Raw genomic sequence first — 15,110 nt, 5'->3', positions numbered from 1 at the left:
ATACAATGAAAATAAGAGAAGAATATACGTGTCCTTTAGAACTAGTACACGATATGATTAAAGGAAAATGGAAATCTATTATATTATGGCGATTGCGATTAGGTCCTACATCATTAGCTAAGTTAGAAAGAGATATTGATGGGATTAATCAAAAAATGCTATTAGAGCAATTAAAAGAATTAATTGATTATGGATTTGTGGAAAAGAGATCATTTGATGGCTACCCTCTTCGTGTGGAATACTCTTTAACAATAGATATGGGAATAAAGATTATAGATGCCCTAAAAATCATGCAATCCATTGGGATTGATTACTTAAAGGAACATGGTATGGAAAAGACATTGATTGAAAAAAAGGTTATTCCAGAGTAATACCCACAAAAAAGTTAGTAATTTACGTTATAAAAGCTCTTTGCTATAATTTGCCTATAAATAATAGCTTTGGAGGTAATATATATGATAGCAACAAGTGCAGGTATTATAAATGGGATTATTCAAGATAAATATGGCAGTCGTGGAGAACATTTTAATGAGAATGGAGTTCCAACTTTTTCTCTTCCATTAAAAATTGAAAATGCTCCAGTAAATACTGCGTCATTTGCAATAATATTAGAAGATAAAGATGCCTATCCAGTAACAGGAGGTTTTGCTTGGATACATTGGCTTGCAGCCAATATTACAAGGAGTGAATTGAAAGATAATGAGAGCCAGACAACAGAGGATTTTATACAAGGCACAAATAGCTGGACTAGCTTGCAGGGTAATCAGCAATCAAAAGAACTTTCTTGTTATTATGGTGGTATGACACCACCAGACAAAGCACATGTTTATGAGCTTCATGTTTTTGCTTTAGATAAACTGCTAAATCTAAAAAAAGGATTTTTATTAAATGAATTATATCATGAAATGGATGGACATATTTGGGAGCAATATACTCTAAAGGGAATTTATAAGAATTAGTAAGTATGGAAATATAAGTCATATTTATTTGCTGAAGTGAATATGCAATTTAGACAAAATATTGGAGGATAAATTAGAAATGAGAATATTAGAGAGTAATAGATTGGTTTTAAGACCGTGGAAAATTTCTGATTTAGATAACTTACATGAATTTATGTCAAATGAAAAAGTTGCGAATTTAGCAGGCTTTAGTGTGAAGAATAACAAAGAAGAGAGCTTAAAGATATTGAAGCAATTTATCATAGATTCTTCTGATTCATTATGGGCAGTTGAATTAAAAAATACTAATAAAGTAATTGGATGGATTGAATTACACAAATATTCAGAAGGAATAGATATAAATTCAAAAGAAATAGGATGTGTTTTATCACAAAAATATTGGGGACAGGGTTTAATGCCAGAAGCGTTTAAACAAGTTCTTGATTATGCTTTTAATGAAGAAGAGCTTGATTCTATTGTATGTTCTCACTTTGTAAACAATAATCAGTCTAAAAGAGTAATTGAGAAATCTGGATTTAAGTATGATAAAGCGAATGATGATAAGGTTTATTACTGTTTGAATAAAAGCGATTTTTAAGTACACTCTATATTTCCAAAGTCATTAAGTATTAAGAATATATAATATATTGCCACAATATGATAAAATATTAGAGAATTTTGTTACTTGAGGTGATTTGATGGTAAAATGGAAAGCGGATTATGAAATTGGGGTAAAACGAATTGATGAGCAGCATGAAAAATTATTTGAAATAGCAGATCGTGCTTATAAACTATTAACAAATGATTTTATACTTGATAAGTATGATAGAATTACTGAAATACTTGGGGAATTAAAAGAGTATACTATATTTCATTTTAAATCTGAAGAGGAATATATGTTGAGTATAGGATATAAAAAATTCTTATCACATAAAGTAATACATGAAGATTTTATAAAATCCATTGATAATATTGATTTATACGAAATAGATCTAAATCAAGATGAGTCAGTAAAGAAGATATTAGAATTTGTTGTAGATTGGATAGACAAGCATATTTTAAATGAAGATAAATTTATAGTAGAGAATTAATAAGAATATTTTAGCTGTTAAGCTAGTGTTCAGAAAAACATATTATAATAAATCTTGTGAAAAATTTTTCATTAGTATACCTTAATTAATTGTGCAACCACTAGTTGGCTGTATTTTTTTGTCGTAATTTTTGTTACGAAAAAGTAAAAGTAATTATATAAATTTACGAATATAGCCATATAGATAATTTGAAATAAAATTTATCAGGTGGTTTATATGGAAATAAAATTAAATGAGATTGAAATGTTAACAATATTACAGGCATTAGAAGTTCTACATGATCAAGCTACAGAATATAAAGACCTTATATATGAGGATAATAAAGATTTTCTAGTGGATATAAATAAAACTAGAATGATACATAATAAATTATTAGTTCAAGCTAAAAATGAAGGGATAATTAAGAAAAAAGTCAGCTTGATTTAAAAGAAGAGATGAAGGCAGGTTAAATAGAGGTGTTTAATCTGCCTTTCATTATATTAATTAAAATAAAAGTATTTTAGGCTAAATAATTTCTATTTATAGTGAGATATATCTCCGTATAATAGTATTTTGAAGACTCCATTTTCTAAGTGTATTTTTGAAAGGCTAGCCGATTCTATATCTGGATTTCTACAAATATCACATATATTTTGATTTATGAAATGTGACATGATAACTTTTAAGGTAATTCTATGTGTAACAATAACAATACTTTTGCCTTGATTTAAATTAATAATTTCTTCAATTGATGGGATGACCCTAGCTTTTAATTCTTCATAAGATTCTCCTTCATCAGTTGGAACATATACAGAAGGGTTATTCCAAAAATTTTCCCAAGTTTCAGGATATTTATTAATAATATCTGTTTGATTCATGCCCTCCCATTTTCCCATATGGATTTCTTTTAATTCTTTCTTTATGTTTATAGGAATGTTTCGATTATGCTGAATGATTTTAGCTGTATCATAAGCACGTTTGCTTTCACTAGAGTATATTAAATCAATTTTTTCATTAATAAGTCTATCACGCAATTTTTGAGCTTGAGATATGCCAAATTCAGTTAAAGGGGAATCTTTATGGCCTTGCATTCGTTTTTCTAGATTCCATTTTGTTTGTCCATGTCTAATTAAATATAAAATAGTTTGTCCCATAGTTCGCTCCTAAATATTTTAGTATAAAAAATGCCGGCAATAATTTATAAAGAGAGTATATCAAAACAAAATCTATATGTATAATATATGTTATTATTATATTCATAAATAAGATGTATGAATGGAGAAAGTATGAATTTACATGGATTAAGATTGTTTTATATGGTAGCTAAAGCTGGAAGTGTAACAGTTGCATCAGAGCAATTAAAAATTAGTCAGCCAGCAATCACATCACAAATTAAAAAGTTTGAAAGAGAAAATGATATTACATTATTCTTACCACGGGGCAGAGGCATTTGTTTAAGTGAAATAGGTGAACAATTGGTAAAAGAAGCAGATGCAGTTTTTAAAATAGAGAATAGAATGGAATCATTAATAGATAATTATAAAAAAGGTAAAAATGGTACATTAAAAATAGCAGGAAATTATCTTTCAACAAATTTTCTAATACCAATGTGGGCGGCTAAATTAAAGAAAGAGAATAAAGATATAAATGTTGAGATTAATACATTAAATACTGAAGAAGCCATTGATCATCTTATCTCATATAAAGTAGATGTTGCAGTTCTAGGGAGTGGAGCAATGAAATATACGGATAGAATTGATACCATTAAAATAATGGATGATGATTTATGGTTTGTAGCTTCACCAAATCATAAATATGCAAACAAAAAGGTTAGTCTAGATAATATTATGTTAGAACCATTTATAATGCGGGAAAAAGGAAGTTATGCTAGGGTGCTTTTGGAATCACTTTGCCACATTAGTAGTAGTAAAGTACCTGACATAGCCCTTGAATTTAATGGGCTACATGAAACTCTTATGGCATCTACTTCTGGATATGGTGTGAGTTTTTGTTCATCAATTGCTGCTAAAGAATTTATTGATATGGGGAAGTTGACCAGAATTTATGTAGATAATGCTAATATAAAAAATGAGATTGTTATTTGTACACGTAAGAATGAAAAGATATCTAATTTAACTGATAAGTTTATTTCTACCATTAATAATTAAATGCTTAATAAAAATTAAACTATATTTAAAGTTGAGATTATATATGTTGAAATTCACGATGCACATTTCAAAATGTACAATTATGGCTAAAATTCTCGCAATATTTTTAGAATTATAATGAAGGATTATTTTGGCAATATATATTATAAATTTAATGTATTATTGCTGTGGTATAAGTACCCTAATATTAATTAAGGCAAGTAAACTCCCACTAAATGCCTAGTATAAATCTTTGTAATGAAATATAAAATAAGATATATTTGATTATGTGATTTAAATCTTCAAATGAATATATTAAATTTATATGTTATTCAGATAAAGAATTATACGGAGGATAAAAATGAAAAGATTTAATGTGATATTACATAATATAATTATTACATTTATGATAACAATTATAATGTTATCTTGTACTAGAGAAATAGCTAATGCGAGCCAAATTTTCAGTAAAGACAGACCAATTAATGTTGCAGTATTATTATATAGCTTTGATGATATTTATATATCATTAATACGTCAAAACTTAGAAAAAATTCAAAAGGAGAATGAAGGGAAAATAAAATTTACTTTTTATGATGGCAAAAATGATCAATCAGTGCAAAATTCAAGCATAGATGAATTAATTAAAAAAAGAGGTGTTGATCTATTCTTAGTGAATTTAGTTACAACGCATAGCACACAAGAAGTTGTCGAGAAGGTTAAAAGAGTAAATATTCCAATAATTTTATTTAGTAAAGAACCTGCTGCTATTGAGGCTATAAAGTCTTATAACAAGTGTTGCTATGTTGGAACTAGGGTAGAAGAAGCAGGGTTATTGCAGGGAGGAATCATTACTAATTTATGGAATGAGAAAAAATCAGTTATGGATAAAAATAAAGATAATGTACTACAATATATTATGCTAATGGGACAGGAAAATAACTTAGATGCAGTTAAGGAAACAGAGTATCCTATTCTAAAGGTTAATAATTCTAAAATAAAAACTCAAGAGCTCGCAGTAAGAGCTTGTAATTGGAATGAAGATGAGGCTAAAGAAGTTATTAAAGCATTATTTCTACAATATGGAAATAGGATCGAAGCAATATTTGCAAATAATGATCCTATGGCTATAGGCGCTATTAAAGCATTACAAGAATATGGTTATAATAAAGGCGAGAATACGCCAACAATACCGGTAGTTGGAATTGAGGCAATACCAGAAGCCAGAGAATTAATTGATGCTGGCATGATGACTGGTTCCGTATTTCAAGACCCATCAGAGGTTGCTAAAGTTCTTTACAATGTTGGAATGAACTATGTGTATAATAGAAATCCATTATATAGTACAAATTACGAATTTGATGAAACAGGAATTTCAGTCCGTCTTCCCTATCAGGAATATTTGGGTAAGTAATAATGATACGTATTATGCAAAACCTGTATGATTTTCAGGTAAATCAGTTATAATAACCGTGGATAAATTAAACATATTAAAAATTACTAAAGGTAGATTGGGTAGGAATACTTAATCTATTTTTTGTTTTTAATAATTGGAGAAAAGCAGTAGATAAAAAACTACTGCTATTATTATATTTAAACTAACTGCAGAAAGTAGTAGAAGGTACCATGATCAGATTGCAAATTAAATATGAGAAATATTCTCTATATTATATACTATATAAAATTACGAGAAAATAGTTACTTCAGATAGCAATAAAAATAAAAAGATTTAATGTAATATTACATAAGATAATTATTATACTATTAGAAATATTTGAATAAGTGGTGATAATGTTATTATTATAATTATTTAGTGATGATTAAATAGTAGCATGTTTATTAGCTATGTTATAATAAGTGTAGAAGAGTAGTTGGTTAAATAATTATGTGTATTATATGAAAGGAATGATAAGAATGACAAAAGTAGCGATGTGTCAGAGTTGTGGGTTACCGTTTAATGAAGAGCATGCACATTTTATAGCAAAAGAGCAAGATGGAAGTGAGAGTATTTATTGTACAAATTGCTATAAAGACGGAAAATTTATTGATCCCAATATGTCCATGAAAGAAATGGTGGAGCTAATTGTACCGATTTTGGGAAAAGTAATAGGGGAAGAAGAAGCAAGAAAAGAAATGACAACATTATTACCAACTCTTAAACGTTGGAGATAATAATGATTTGAGTTAAATTTAATAAACAATATGTGTATAGTCATAAATTACTAGAAAACAATAGTAAGTTGTAAAATTGTATTATTGAAGAAATTTAATTCATTATTTTTTATGTATAATACAAAAAAGACTCATTTGCAATATAACAACATAAAATTAGTTTTACATAAAAATAAAGATTGATTAGAGTAAGATATCTGATTCATCTTTATTTTTTTACGCAAAAATAGAGATAGCGAAAAATCAGGTGGATGATAATAAAAGCTATCTCTTTTTTATTTTAATATGAAGTTATGTTTTAATTATTGACACAGTTTATGGAAACTATACAACAAAATAAATAAACAATATATGTTATAATTGATTTAATTATGGAAGACAATTATGCGGTGAATTCATTAGTAAATCATAGTATTTCAAAAAAGGTTATAATGGAAGAAGGATTTTATAATGTATAATTGTGCTTTGTGTTCTATCCATGCTTGTAATAAAAAAGAACTTGATAAAGCTCCTAAAAAGTAGCCCAAGTTTTGATGAAAAAATAGAAGAAATTAATGAAGTCTACAAAGAAAAAGATAATCTTTATATAACTGTAATTTAATATAATTGCTTAGATAGAGGTGGATAATGAAAACAGTAGTAATCTATAAATCTAAAACAGGCTTTACAAAAAAATATGCGGAGTGGATTGCAGAAGAGTTATCAGCGGATATTTTTAATGCATCAAAGGTGAATGTTAATACGTTGAATAAGTATGATACTATAATTTATGGTGGAAGTTTGTATGCAGTAGGCATTATTGGGGTAGGATTAATCAAAAAGAATATTAACAAGCTTAAAGATAAGAGGTTAGTAGTGTTTGCAACAGGAGCATCACCTTTAAGAGATAATGTTATAAACGAAGTAATAAATAAAAACTTTACAGTAGATGAACAAAAATATATCAAATTCTTTTATCTAAGAGGTGGATTCAATTATAATAAACTAAGTTCTTTTGATAAATTTCTAATGACATTACTAAAATTGAAAATAAAAAATAAGAAGCAGGAAGATTTATCAGCAGATGAAAAAGGAATGCTTGCTATTTATGATAAACCAGTAGATTTTACAGATAAGAAGGATATAGGGAAAATAATAACGTATGTTAATTCGTGAGAGTAAATAAATATAAGTAACTGTAGATTTATGATTCAAGTAAAAGTATTAAATTTAGGAGATTAGTATGGATGTAATAAGAGCAATAGAAGAGCGTAGAAGTATACGAAAGTTTAAAGATAAGGTAGTACCAAAAGAGATAATAGAAAAGGTCTTAGAATTAGCAACTAAAGCACCGTCAGGAAAGAATCGTCAACCATGGAAGTTTGTTGTTGCACAGGATAGCACAAAAGATGAGATGGTAAGAATTATGGAGAATTCACTACATCAGAATAAAAAAGAGAATAAATCTACTGGTAGCTTGAAGTTAAGTATGAATTCAATTAATGAAGCATCGGCAGTAATCTTAGTATTTAATACTTTTTCTAATTTTGAAGAAGATTATAATCATCATAGATTACTTACTGATACTCAATCAATTGGAGCTGCGATACAAACACTACTTTTAGCAGCACAGGATTTTAAATTAGGAACTCTTTGGATTTGCGACATATTTTATTGTGACAGAGAAATATGCTCATGGTTAAATTGCAAAGATGAACTTGTAGCAGCAATAGCAATTGGATATTCAGATCAATCACCATATCCAAGGCCACGAAAGCCATTAGAAGAGGTTGCAAGATGGATATAAATTTTATGGGTCTAAGTAATAAGTGATTCTGCGGTTATCTATTATTTCAGCTTTTATAGGTCATAAATACATAGAAAATTATGGAGCAAAGGTTGGAAGAAACATATCTGTATTTTTTATAATTTTAATGGCAGTTTTAACTATAAAAAGTTTATAATCTACTTAAATTAGCATTTTATAAAAATGGATTTTATTCTGAATAATAGACTGATGAAAATATATAAAATAATTGATAAGCGAGTATATAATAAAGAAAAAATTATATAGATATTGAAACATATTGGAGGGAGAAGATGATTAAATACGAAATTCCTGAGAATTTAAAAGCACATGAAAATATAATAAAAAGAACTTTTAGGTATAGTAACGAGATAACTTTTAAATGTGAAGAAACAAAACCGTGGGAGAGTAAACTAGGAGGATGTCCTTATCTTAAAAATATTGAAGAGTACCCATTAGATGAAGATGGAGAACCTATGATATTTTTAGCACAGCTAAATCTATCAGAAATTAAAAATTTGAATGATTTACCAGAGAAAGGACTATTGCAGTTTTTTGTTGTAAATGATGATATGTTTGGATTAGAAAGCCCTATTGTCGTAAGGTATATAGAAAATTATGAAGAAGATGAAACGCAATTAATAAAGGAAAATCCTTATGAAAATAGTGAAGAATATAAAGAAGGTCTTCCTTTTTTAAATAATGGAAAAATGTATTTTGAAATAAGAGAGATGCCTATGTCTTCTTCGCTAGAGCTGTTTGAAACGACTTATAAGAATGAACTTTCAGAAGAAGAGTATGAGAAGCTGAGTGACGATTGCTATAGCTGTGACAGCAGAGTTGGAGGTTATCCATATTTTGTACAAAATGATTACCTAGGTTTTAGTGATGAGGATTTTCTTTTATTGCAGTTAGATATAGATGATGAGTGTGGAATTATGTTTGGAGATTCTGGAAATTGTGTTTTTTCTATTCCTAAGAATGCTTTGAAGGACAAGGATTTTTCGAAAGTAGTATATGATTGGCAATGTTGCTAGGATATAAAAGATATATAAATAATGTTTTTACAAACTAGCTAATGATATAAGCAGCAGCAACAATATCTATAATATTTCATATAAATTTCACAGAGAATGTATATTATTTAGTTGTATTTTAAAATTTAAACAGAAATGTATTTTTCCACAGCAGGGAAGTGTATTCACGCTAAAAAATAGTGATGGTTATGAATTTAATAATGTACTATGTCCCGATGGAACAGATAATTTTCTTTCGTTAGAAGGAGATAAGACCACGAATATTCAGCTTGCCAATACAGATACTTCTAACGCAAAACAAGCTGTTATCTTAGGCAATGGAGTTAATGGGTATGCTGTCAAAATTGAATAGCATTATTCATTGACTTACAACAAATTTTTATATATAATTTATTTAAAAAATAAATAAGAGCTTATACTTTCATCACCGGATGATTGTATTATAAGGCATACAAAAGCCAGCCGTAGGTACGGTGTGTTTTCACACTATAAGGTTAGCTTTTGGATGCCTTTTGTTTTGAAGGGGAGGTCATAAAATGATAATTAAAGAGTATAACTATTTACCAGAAGAGGCTAAAAAAATAAGAGTAGAAGTGTTTGTAAAAGAGCAGGGCTTCGTTGAAGAGTTTGATGAAATTGATGGAATTGCTAAGCACATGGTTATGTATGAAGGAGAACAGCCAATTTCAACCTGTAGAATCTATTTTGATATTAAGAAAGAGTCATTCATCATAGGAAGAGTAGCTGTTTTAAAGGAATGGCGAGGGAAAAATATTGGAGCCAAAATGCTTAATGTTGCAGAAGATAGTATTACTCGAGAAGGTGGAAAAAGCGTAATGTTGTCAGGACAGGCACGAGTTGCAGAATTTTATGAAAAACAAGGGTATGAAAAGCAGGGAGAAGCTTATTTAGAGGAAGATTGTCTGCATATATTGATGAAAAAGAATCTGGGGTGATATAGGTAAATAAATTTAACTCATATTATGCCATTTTCAATGAGAATATAGTAAAAATGCCCCAATAAAGGGACATTTTTATGTATGTGATAATTAATATTTGTGGGGGATTTATACCATGCCTAATATATCTTAAATAATGCACAATGTAAATATCACATATTTAAAATTAAATAGATCAAAAATGGAGCACTGATTTGATTATGAAGACATTTTAGTTTGCGAATATTTCATAAAATTATTCATGGAAGAAATAATAAAAGCCCCTAAAATAAGGGGCTCAAAAGTGAATGGATTAAAACAAAAAGTAGCTATGAATGAAGGGTAACCAAGAGAACAAAAAAATAACACTCAAGAGGTTTCCTTTAATTATATGAAGGATAAGTTTAAATAATTCTAATTTCTGATAAATAATTCTTTCCATAAAAAAGACTCCAATTGAGGAGTCAAAATGGATTCCATAAATAATAACATAATGAGAAGCAATCATATTATATGCGAGTTAAAAATAATTATTCATATGAGCGGACCATTAGGCGAGCTATTTAACAGAATCTACTTTTTACATATTGGTTTTTCCCACCATCCAAATGCCACTACTACTTTATCAATTGTTAAATTTGATGATTTTATAATTAGAGTATAGTTTCCACCTGGAGATTCTATAAACTTTCCATCTTCCTCACCTACTAATGTTGTATTAGGAGGTACTATTCTTTCATATACATTAACTCCATCTTTAGGAACAATTCTAGTAGATTCAATAAATCTAATATCTACCTTGTTTTTTGGTATTGGCTTTAACGCAGTGTTGGTTGGAGAGGTCTTACGGGATACACAAGCTTTTTCAGGAAAACTAGTATTTAACCATATTTGGGCAGTTAAATAGTCATTAGATAAATTTGAAATAGTAAATACATTTGCATATAAATTGACATCTGAATTACGTGGATTTACTAAACCAGCCCAGGCATTTGAACCATTACCAACCCATAAAGTTTCTGTCTGGCCTACAAAGTATCTTCCTCTCATTGATTTATATAAAGAAATAGGAATACTAACTACTTCTTGTAATTTACCACTTTTATTATCTAGGATATAATTACTATTATTTTCTAACATAAATTACATCTCCTACGGATTAATTTTTATAAATATTACTATAGAGTTTCTTTATATATATAATATTCCGTAAATATATAAAATGCTCATGTTATTAATAAAAGCAAGCTATAGCGCCGTAGATATAGTATATATTTTATAATTACTTTACCTGTTGCAATATTTATTTCTATATTCAGATGGAGAGCACTTCCTGTATTTTTTAAATACTTTTCCAAAGTAACTTATGCCATTAAAACCTACATCAAGAGAAATATTAGAAATGGAATCCTTATTTTTTAGAAGTAGCTCTGCTGCTTTTGAAACTCTGTATTCCATTAGATATTCAAAAGGAGTTACTTTCAAAATTCTTTTAAAACTTCGACAGCACTCACTTTTACTGATATTTGCAGCCCTTGCGATACTAGCTAGATCAATATTATCTGCATAATGATTTTGAATATATTGCATTGCCATTTTTACACGTTCATCATCATTTGATTCCGAAGGTACAGTTCTTTTAATATCTTCTTTTATTTCTTTCATTAAGTTTAGCCAAACAATACTTAGATAATTTTTCATTTCTAATTCATATCCATATGCTTTTTCATGAGATAATATAAAAACTTGCTCCAGATGAGCTAATATTCTCTTTTGCCATGGAACGTCAAGTTTTAAAGATATAAACTTCAAATTATTGCTCTCAATAATTGGTGATAAGTACTTCTTTTCGATAAGTGATTCTTCACTTCCTCCAATTAAAGTTGAATCAAAATCAATAGAAAACATCATACAATTGCTATTATCGTATGGTTTAATTTGATGAAGTACATTTGAATTTATCATAATTCCTTCTCCTGGAGATAAGATTATTTCTTCATCTTCTATATATACAACTACTTTATCATATAGTGAATATGAAAATTGTACTTCCCTATGCCAATGCCATCTTATATACCCATCTTCAAATAGATCAAATTTGTCAGTGTAAATTGCTAATGGAAAATCATGAGAACCATGTTTTATTGTTTCTTGCAAATCATCATTTACTTCTATTCTTGTTGCCTGCATTCTTATCATCTCGCTAATATAGTTTTAATTTCTGATAATATATTAATTGTTTAATGCCAGAAATAATAATAAAATTATTACATATTTGTTTGATTAAATCAATATAATTGCAACTTGCTGCAATAGATAGTGCAAATCATAATATATATGTTGAAATTCATAATGCATATTTAACAATGCACAATTAGGGCTAAGATTCTTGCAATATTTTTAGAATTATGATGAAGGATTATTTTTGCAATGTATATAGATTAATTAAGAATAAATACAAAAAGGAGGAAGCATAGTGAACTTTCAGCCAAGGATAAAAGGAATAATACTGGTAATCATAGGAGCCATGTTATGGGGAATATCAGGTACTGCTGCTCAATACTTATTTCAGAAAAAAGGATTTAGTCCAGAGTGGCTTGTTGTAATACGTTTATTATCATCGGGAATAATCTTATTATTATATACTTTTATGAAAGGTGAGCAAAATATATGGGAAGTATGGAAAAGTAAGAATGATGCACTAAGTCTTATATTTTTTAGCGTTTTAGGTATGCTAGGAGTACAATATACATATTTTGCGGCAATTAAATATGGGAATGCAGCAACAGCAACAATACTTCAATATTCATCACCAGTAATAATTACTTGTTATTTAGCCATTCGTAATAAAAAAATTCCTAAGCTTAAAGAAATTATTGCTATTGGACTAGCAATGCTAGGGACATTTTTTATCATTACAAAGGGGAATATTCATAGTATATCTATTTCAAGGTTAGTATTGTTTTGGGGGATTGCATCAGCATTTGCAGCAGCCTTTTATACTTTACAACCTCGCTTGCTTCTTAGAAAATGGGGATCCATATTAGTAGTTGGGTGGGGGATGTTAATAGGAGGAATAGCCTTCAGCTTTATTGAGCAGCCATGGAATTGCACTGGAATTTGGTCTACTAATTCAATATTAGCTATTATATTTGTAGTATTATTTGGAACTTTAATTGCTTTTACTTGCTTCTTAGAAAGTTTAAATTATATAAAGCCGACAGAGTCAAGCATATTATCATCAGCTGAACCTTTATCGGCTGCTATATTGTCTGTATTATGGTTACATGAGGAGCTTGGAATATCACAATGGATTGGAACGGCATGTATTATAACTACAATTATAATTTTGTCTCGTATAAAGCAATAAAAAGTTGTTTTAATATAGAATGAAAATTAGTTCAATATATCATTATATTAATACAAAATGCTTAAGTAGATTAATAGATAGCTGGATGACAATGAGTCAGCAGGTATTGATAAAATCATAAGTATACTCATTAAGAGAATTCTAAATTACCTGCAGTAACTATTATAATTATATCCCCATAATTTAGCGGTTTCATGGTATATTTGCGAGAATTAGGTTCAAAACGAATTAACTCCTGTATTAATTGAGTGCTATCAACTATAAGAAGCATGGCTCTACCAGAAGAATTATTTTGAACATTATAATCAACGCCTGCTGATAATCCTGAGTCCTTTAGAGAATAAAGACCTTGAGTTAAAGTTTTACTAGCGGCAAAAGCGTTTATTGTATTCATGCTAAACAATAAGAATAAAATAATAGAAAATGGGACAATAAATTTTTTCATTATACTCACCACCTTTCATAATTTATAGTATTTGAAAGCGGTGAAATTATATTCAAAATATATTATGGCAAGTTAAGAAAAATAGACTATTACAAAATTCTAAGAACTGATTTAGAAAATTATAGCTTGTCATACAATTGACATATTCATCTAGTATTATAAATTTATAAGATAGTTAATCATTATTTACCCCTTATTAAATAAATGATAACCAGTATTTGGAATGATCTATTACACCCTAGTAGATCATTCTTTTTTTTCGCCTTCATTGACTATGTAATTATAGTAGTGAGCTATAGCCATGTCCACTATAGTACTTACATAGGTATTTAAGTCAGGATGCCTGCTCTTTAATTTATTAACTTTTCTAACAGTAGAAGATCTAAGCATATAAGTTCGTTTAATATCTAGGAATTCACCATCAATAGGTGGAGCCATGCCATTTGCTACTGAAATTTTTCTATTATCTGCAAAAATATTAGAATTAGATGTTTTAACATTTTGGGTAGATGCTGCTTCATCATCAAATGAGATGATTAGAGTAGGATTATTAGATTTAATAGACGATATATTATTACTGTTATAACTACAATTATTATTATTATTATTACTGCTGTTATTGGACATAGCAGTATTTTTTTCATCTTCATCATCATCAAATGAAAAAGATGAAATACACTTGCCAGAAATGACTGGTTCAGGTGTAAAACCAATTATTTCTTCATTCTCATCTGGTGCAAAATCATTTTTTGGTAGTTCATTTTGTTTTCTTTTACTCATAAGTGTTCTCCTTTAATAAATTTTATAAAAATTTTTATACATTTTTTCTATGAATGATCAAAGAAAAGAAATGCATGCTTCTAAATATAAAAGATTAAATGAAAGAGCTCTGTTAATCAGATGCAAAATTTGGATCTTACTTTTTGCAGGATAACTTTTTTGAAGAGATCTTTTGAATTTTCATTTATCTCACTTAGGATATATGCAGAAATAGAGAATATTCTAATATTCTCTAGAATATTAGAATATAAGAATATATATTCTTCAGAATATGCTTGAAAAATGTGGCTTAAGGAGAGGTTAGTATTTAAATTAAAAACTTTTAGGTAGTGTAATATATGATTGAATTTTTTAGAAGGTAATAAAAAATATTTAAGGCAATAACAAATTAATATGAAATAATTATCTATGAAAATAAATTTAGGAG

General features: G+C 28.3%; 18 protein-coding genes. 13 read left to right on the top strand and 5 right to left on the bottom strand.

Features of this window, described 5'->3' with window-relative positions:
• The first annotated feature begins 5 nt into the window (after positions 1-5).
• From PZA12_RS17540 to PZA12_RS17520, 5 genes are all read left to right on the top strand, one after another.
• The gene (locus PZA12_RS17540) at positions 6-371 is read left to right on the top strand and encodes a winged helix-turn-helix transcriptional regulator (RefSeq protein ID WP_103697777.1); all 366 of its coding nucleotides are present in this window, start codon (positions 6-8) and stop codon (positions 369-371) included.
• An 84-nt stretch (positions 372-455) separates the two neighbouring features.
• The gene (locus tag PZA12_RS17535) at positions 456-959 is read left to right on the top strand and encodes a YbhB/YbcL family Raf kinase inhibitor-like protein (protein ID WP_103697776.1); all 504 of its coding nucleotides are present in this window, start codon (positions 456-458) and stop codon (positions 957-959) included.
• Between the two features lie 79 nt (positions 960-1,038).
• On the top strand, positions 1,039-1,536 hold the full coding sequence (locus tag PZA12_RS17530) for a GNAT family N-acetyltransferase (protein ID WP_103697775.1): 498 nt from the start codon (positions 1,039-1,041) through the stop codon (positions 1,534-1,536).
• A gap of 100 nt (positions 1,537-1,636) precedes the next feature.
• Positions 1,637-2,029, top strand: a complete 393-nt coding sequence (locus tag PZA12_RS17525) for a bacteriohemerythrin (protein ID WP_103697774.1) — start codon at positions 1,637-1,639, stop codon at positions 2,027-2,029.
• A gap of 216 nt (positions 2,030-2,245) precedes the next feature.
• Complete coding sequence (locus PZA12_RS17520; RefSeq protein ID WP_103697773.1) at positions 2,246-2,455, top strand: hypothetical protein; 210 nt, start codon at positions 2,246-2,248, stop codon at positions 2,453-2,455.
• Positions 2,456-2,544: 89 nt separating this feature from the next.
• Here the strand turns inward: PZA12_RS17520 and PZA12_RS17515 are convergent, their stop codons facing one another.
• Positions 2,545-3,162, bottom strand: a complete 618-nt coding sequence (locus tag PZA12_RS17515) for a histidine phosphatase family protein (RefSeq protein WP_078116616.1) — start codon at positions 3,160-3,162, stop codon at positions 2,545-2,547.
• Positions 3,163-3,294: 132 nt separating this feature from the next.
• Here PZA12_RS17515 and PZA12_RS17510 point away from each other — a divergent pair, with 132 nt between their 5' ends.
• The 7 genes from PZA12_RS17510 to PZA12_RS17480 all read left to right on the top strand — a co-directional run bounded on the left by PZA12_RS17510 (position 3,295) and on the right by PZA12_RS17480 (position 10,106).
• On the top strand, positions 3,295-4,176 hold the full coding sequence (locus PZA12_RS17510) for a LysR family transcriptional regulator (protein WP_078116615.1): 882 nt from the start codon (positions 3,295-3,297) through the stop codon (positions 4,174-4,176).
• A 340-nt stretch (positions 4,177-4,516) separates the two neighbouring features.
• Complete coding sequence (locus tag PZA12_RS17505; protein WP_078116614.1) at positions 4,517-5,569, top strand: galactose ABC transporter substrate-binding protein; 1,053 nt, start codon at positions 4,517-4,519, stop codon at positions 5,567-5,569.
• Positions 5,570-6,069: 500 nt separating this feature from the next.
• Entirely contained in the window at positions 6,070-6,327 is a 258-nt protein-coding gene (locus PZA12_RS17500; protein ID WP_077839901.1) for a zinc ribbon domain-containing protein, read from the top strand.
• Positions 6,328-6,954: 627 nt separating this feature from the next.
• Entirely contained in the window at positions 6,955-7,482 is a 528-nt protein-coding gene (locus PZA12_RS17495) for a flavodoxin domain-containing protein (RefSeq protein ID WP_103697772.1), read from the top strand.
• A 67-nt stretch (positions 7,483-7,549) separates the two neighbouring features.
• Positions 7,550-8,113: a nitroreductase family protein gene (locus tag PZA12_RS17490; RefSeq protein ID WP_103697771.1), complete on the top strand. Its 564-nt coding sequence runs from the start codon at positions 7,550-7,552 to the stop codon at positions 8,111-8,113.
• Positions 8,114-8,406: 293 nt separating this feature from the next.
• The gene (locus tag PZA12_RS17485; RefSeq protein WP_103697770.1) at positions 8,407-9,150 is read left to right on the top strand and encodes a YwqG family protein; all 744 of its coding nucleotides are present in this window, start codon (positions 8,407-8,409) and stop codon (positions 9,148-9,150) included.
• 536 nt (positions 9,151-9,686) lie between these two features.
• Entirely contained in the window at positions 9,687-10,106 is a 420-nt protein-coding gene (locus tag PZA12_RS17480; protein WP_103697769.1) for a GNAT family N-acetyltransferase, read from the top strand.
• 555 nt (positions 10,107-10,661) lie between these two features.
• Here the strand turns inward: PZA12_RS17480 and PZA12_RS17475 are convergent.
• Positions 10,662-11,228: a DUF6143 family protein gene (locus PZA12_RS17475; RefSeq protein WP_103697768.1), complete on the bottom strand. Its 567-nt coding sequence runs from the start codon at positions 11,226-11,228 to the stop codon at positions 10,662-10,664.
• A gap of 147 nt (positions 11,229-11,375) precedes the next feature.
• Complete coding sequence (locus PZA12_RS17470) at positions 11,376-12,278, bottom strand: AraC family transcriptional regulator (protein WP_103697767.1); 903 nt, start codon at positions 12,276-12,278, stop codon at positions 11,376-11,378.
• A gap of 286 nt (positions 12,279-12,564) precedes the next feature.
• Between PZA12_RS17470 and PZA12_RS17465 the strand changes: the two genes are divergently transcribed.
• Positions 12,565-13,458: a DMT family transporter gene (locus PZA12_RS17465; RefSeq protein WP_103697766.1), complete on the top strand. Its 894-nt coding sequence runs from the start codon at positions 12,565-12,567 to the stop codon at positions 13,456-13,458.
• A gap of 130 nt (positions 13,459-13,588) precedes the next feature.
• Here PZA12_RS17465 and PZA12_RS17460 read toward each other — a convergent pair whose 3' ends face one another.
• Entirely contained in the window at positions 13,589-13,903 is a 315-nt protein-coding gene (locus PZA12_RS17460) for a hypothetical protein (RefSeq protein WP_078116606.1), read from the bottom strand.
• 246 nt (positions 13,904-14,149) lie between these two features.
• Positions 14,150-14,683 (bottom strand): hypothetical protein, encoded by a 534-nt coding sequence (locus tag PZA12_RS17455; protein WP_103697765.1) that lies wholly within the window; start codon positions 14,681-14,683, stop codon positions 14,150-14,152.
• Positions 14,684-15,110 lie beyond the last annotated feature (427 nt).

The sequence above is a fragment of the Clostridium beijerinckii genome, from assembly GCF_036699995.1.
Taxonomy (GTDB): domain Bacteria; phylum Bacillota; class Clostridia; order Clostridiales; family Clostridiaceae; genus Clostridium; species Clostridium helianthi.
This window is presented reverse-complemented; position numbering and strand designations above follow the sequence as displayed.

What these genes read in the sequence shown, in the direction of transcription:
- PZA12_RS17470 (WP_103697767.1), bottom strand. Translation starts at nt 12,278, where the DNA reads ATGCAGGCAACAAGAATAGAAGTAAATGATGATTTGCAAGAAACAATA.
- PZA12_RS17535 (WP_103697776.1), top strand. Translation starts at nt 456, where the DNA reads ATGATAGCAACAAGTGCAGGTATTATAAATGGGATTATTCAAGATAAA.
- PZA12_RS17520 (WP_103697773.1), top strand. Translation starts at nt 2,246, where the DNA reads ATGGAAATAAAATTAAATGAGATTGAAATGTTAACAATATTACAGGCA.
- PZA12_RS17485 (WP_103697770.1), top strand. Translation starts at nt 8,407, where the DNA reads ATGATTAAATACGAAATTCCTGAGAATTTAAAAGCACATGAAAATATA.
- PZA12_RS17500 (WP_077839901.1), top strand. Translation starts at nt 6,070, where the DNA reads ATGACAAAAGTAGCGATGTGTCAGAGTTGTGGGTTACCGTTTAATGAA.
- PZA12_RS17530 (WP_103697775.1), top strand. Translation starts at nt 1,039, where the DNA reads ATGAGAATATTAGAGAGTAATAGATTGGTTTTAAGACCGTGGAAAATT.
- PZA12_RS17515 (WP_078116616.1), bottom strand. Translation starts at nt 3,162, where the DNA reads ATGGGACAAACTATTTTATATTTAATTAGACATGGACAAACAAAATGG.
- PZA12_RS17510 (WP_078116615.1), top strand. Translation starts at nt 3,295, where the DNA reads ATGAATTTACATGGATTAAGATTGTTTTATATGGTAGCTAAAGCTGGA.
- PZA12_RS17525 (WP_103697774.1), top strand. Translation starts at nt 1,637, where the DNA reads ATGGTAAAATGGAAAGCGGATTATGAAATTGGGGTAAAACGAATTGAT.
- PZA12_RS17540 (WP_103697777.1), top strand. Translation starts at nt 6, where the DNA reads ATGAAAATAAGAGAAGAATATACGTGTCCTTTAGAACTAGTACACGAT.
- PZA12_RS17455 (WP_103697765.1), bottom strand. Translation starts at nt 14,683, where the DNA reads ATGAGTAAAAGAAAACAAAATGAACTACCAAAAAATGATTTTGCACCA.
- PZA12_RS17475 (WP_103697768.1), bottom strand. Translation starts at nt 11,228, where the DNA reads ATGTTAGAAAATAATAGTAATTATATCCTAGATAATAAAAGTGGTAAA.
- PZA12_RS17490 (WP_103697771.1), top strand. Translation starts at nt 7,550, where the DNA reads ATGGATGTAATAAGAGCAATAGAAGAGCGTAGAAGTATACGAAAGTTT.
- PZA12_RS17505 (WP_078116614.1), top strand. Translation starts at nt 4,517, where the DNA reads ATGAAAAGATTTAATGTGATATTACATAATATAATTATTACATTTATG.
- PZA12_RS17495 (WP_103697772.1), top strand. Translation starts at nt 6,955, where the DNA reads ATGAAAACAGTAGTAATCTATAAATCTAAAACAGGCTTTACAAAAAAA.
- PZA12_RS17460 (WP_078116606.1), bottom strand. Translation starts at nt 13,903, where the DNA reads ATGAAAAAATTTATTGTCCCATTTTCTATTATTTTATTCTTATTGTTT.
- PZA12_RS17480 (WP_103697769.1), top strand. Translation starts at nt 9,687, where the DNA reads ATGATAATTAAAGAGTATAACTATTTACCAGAAGAGGCTAAAAAAATA.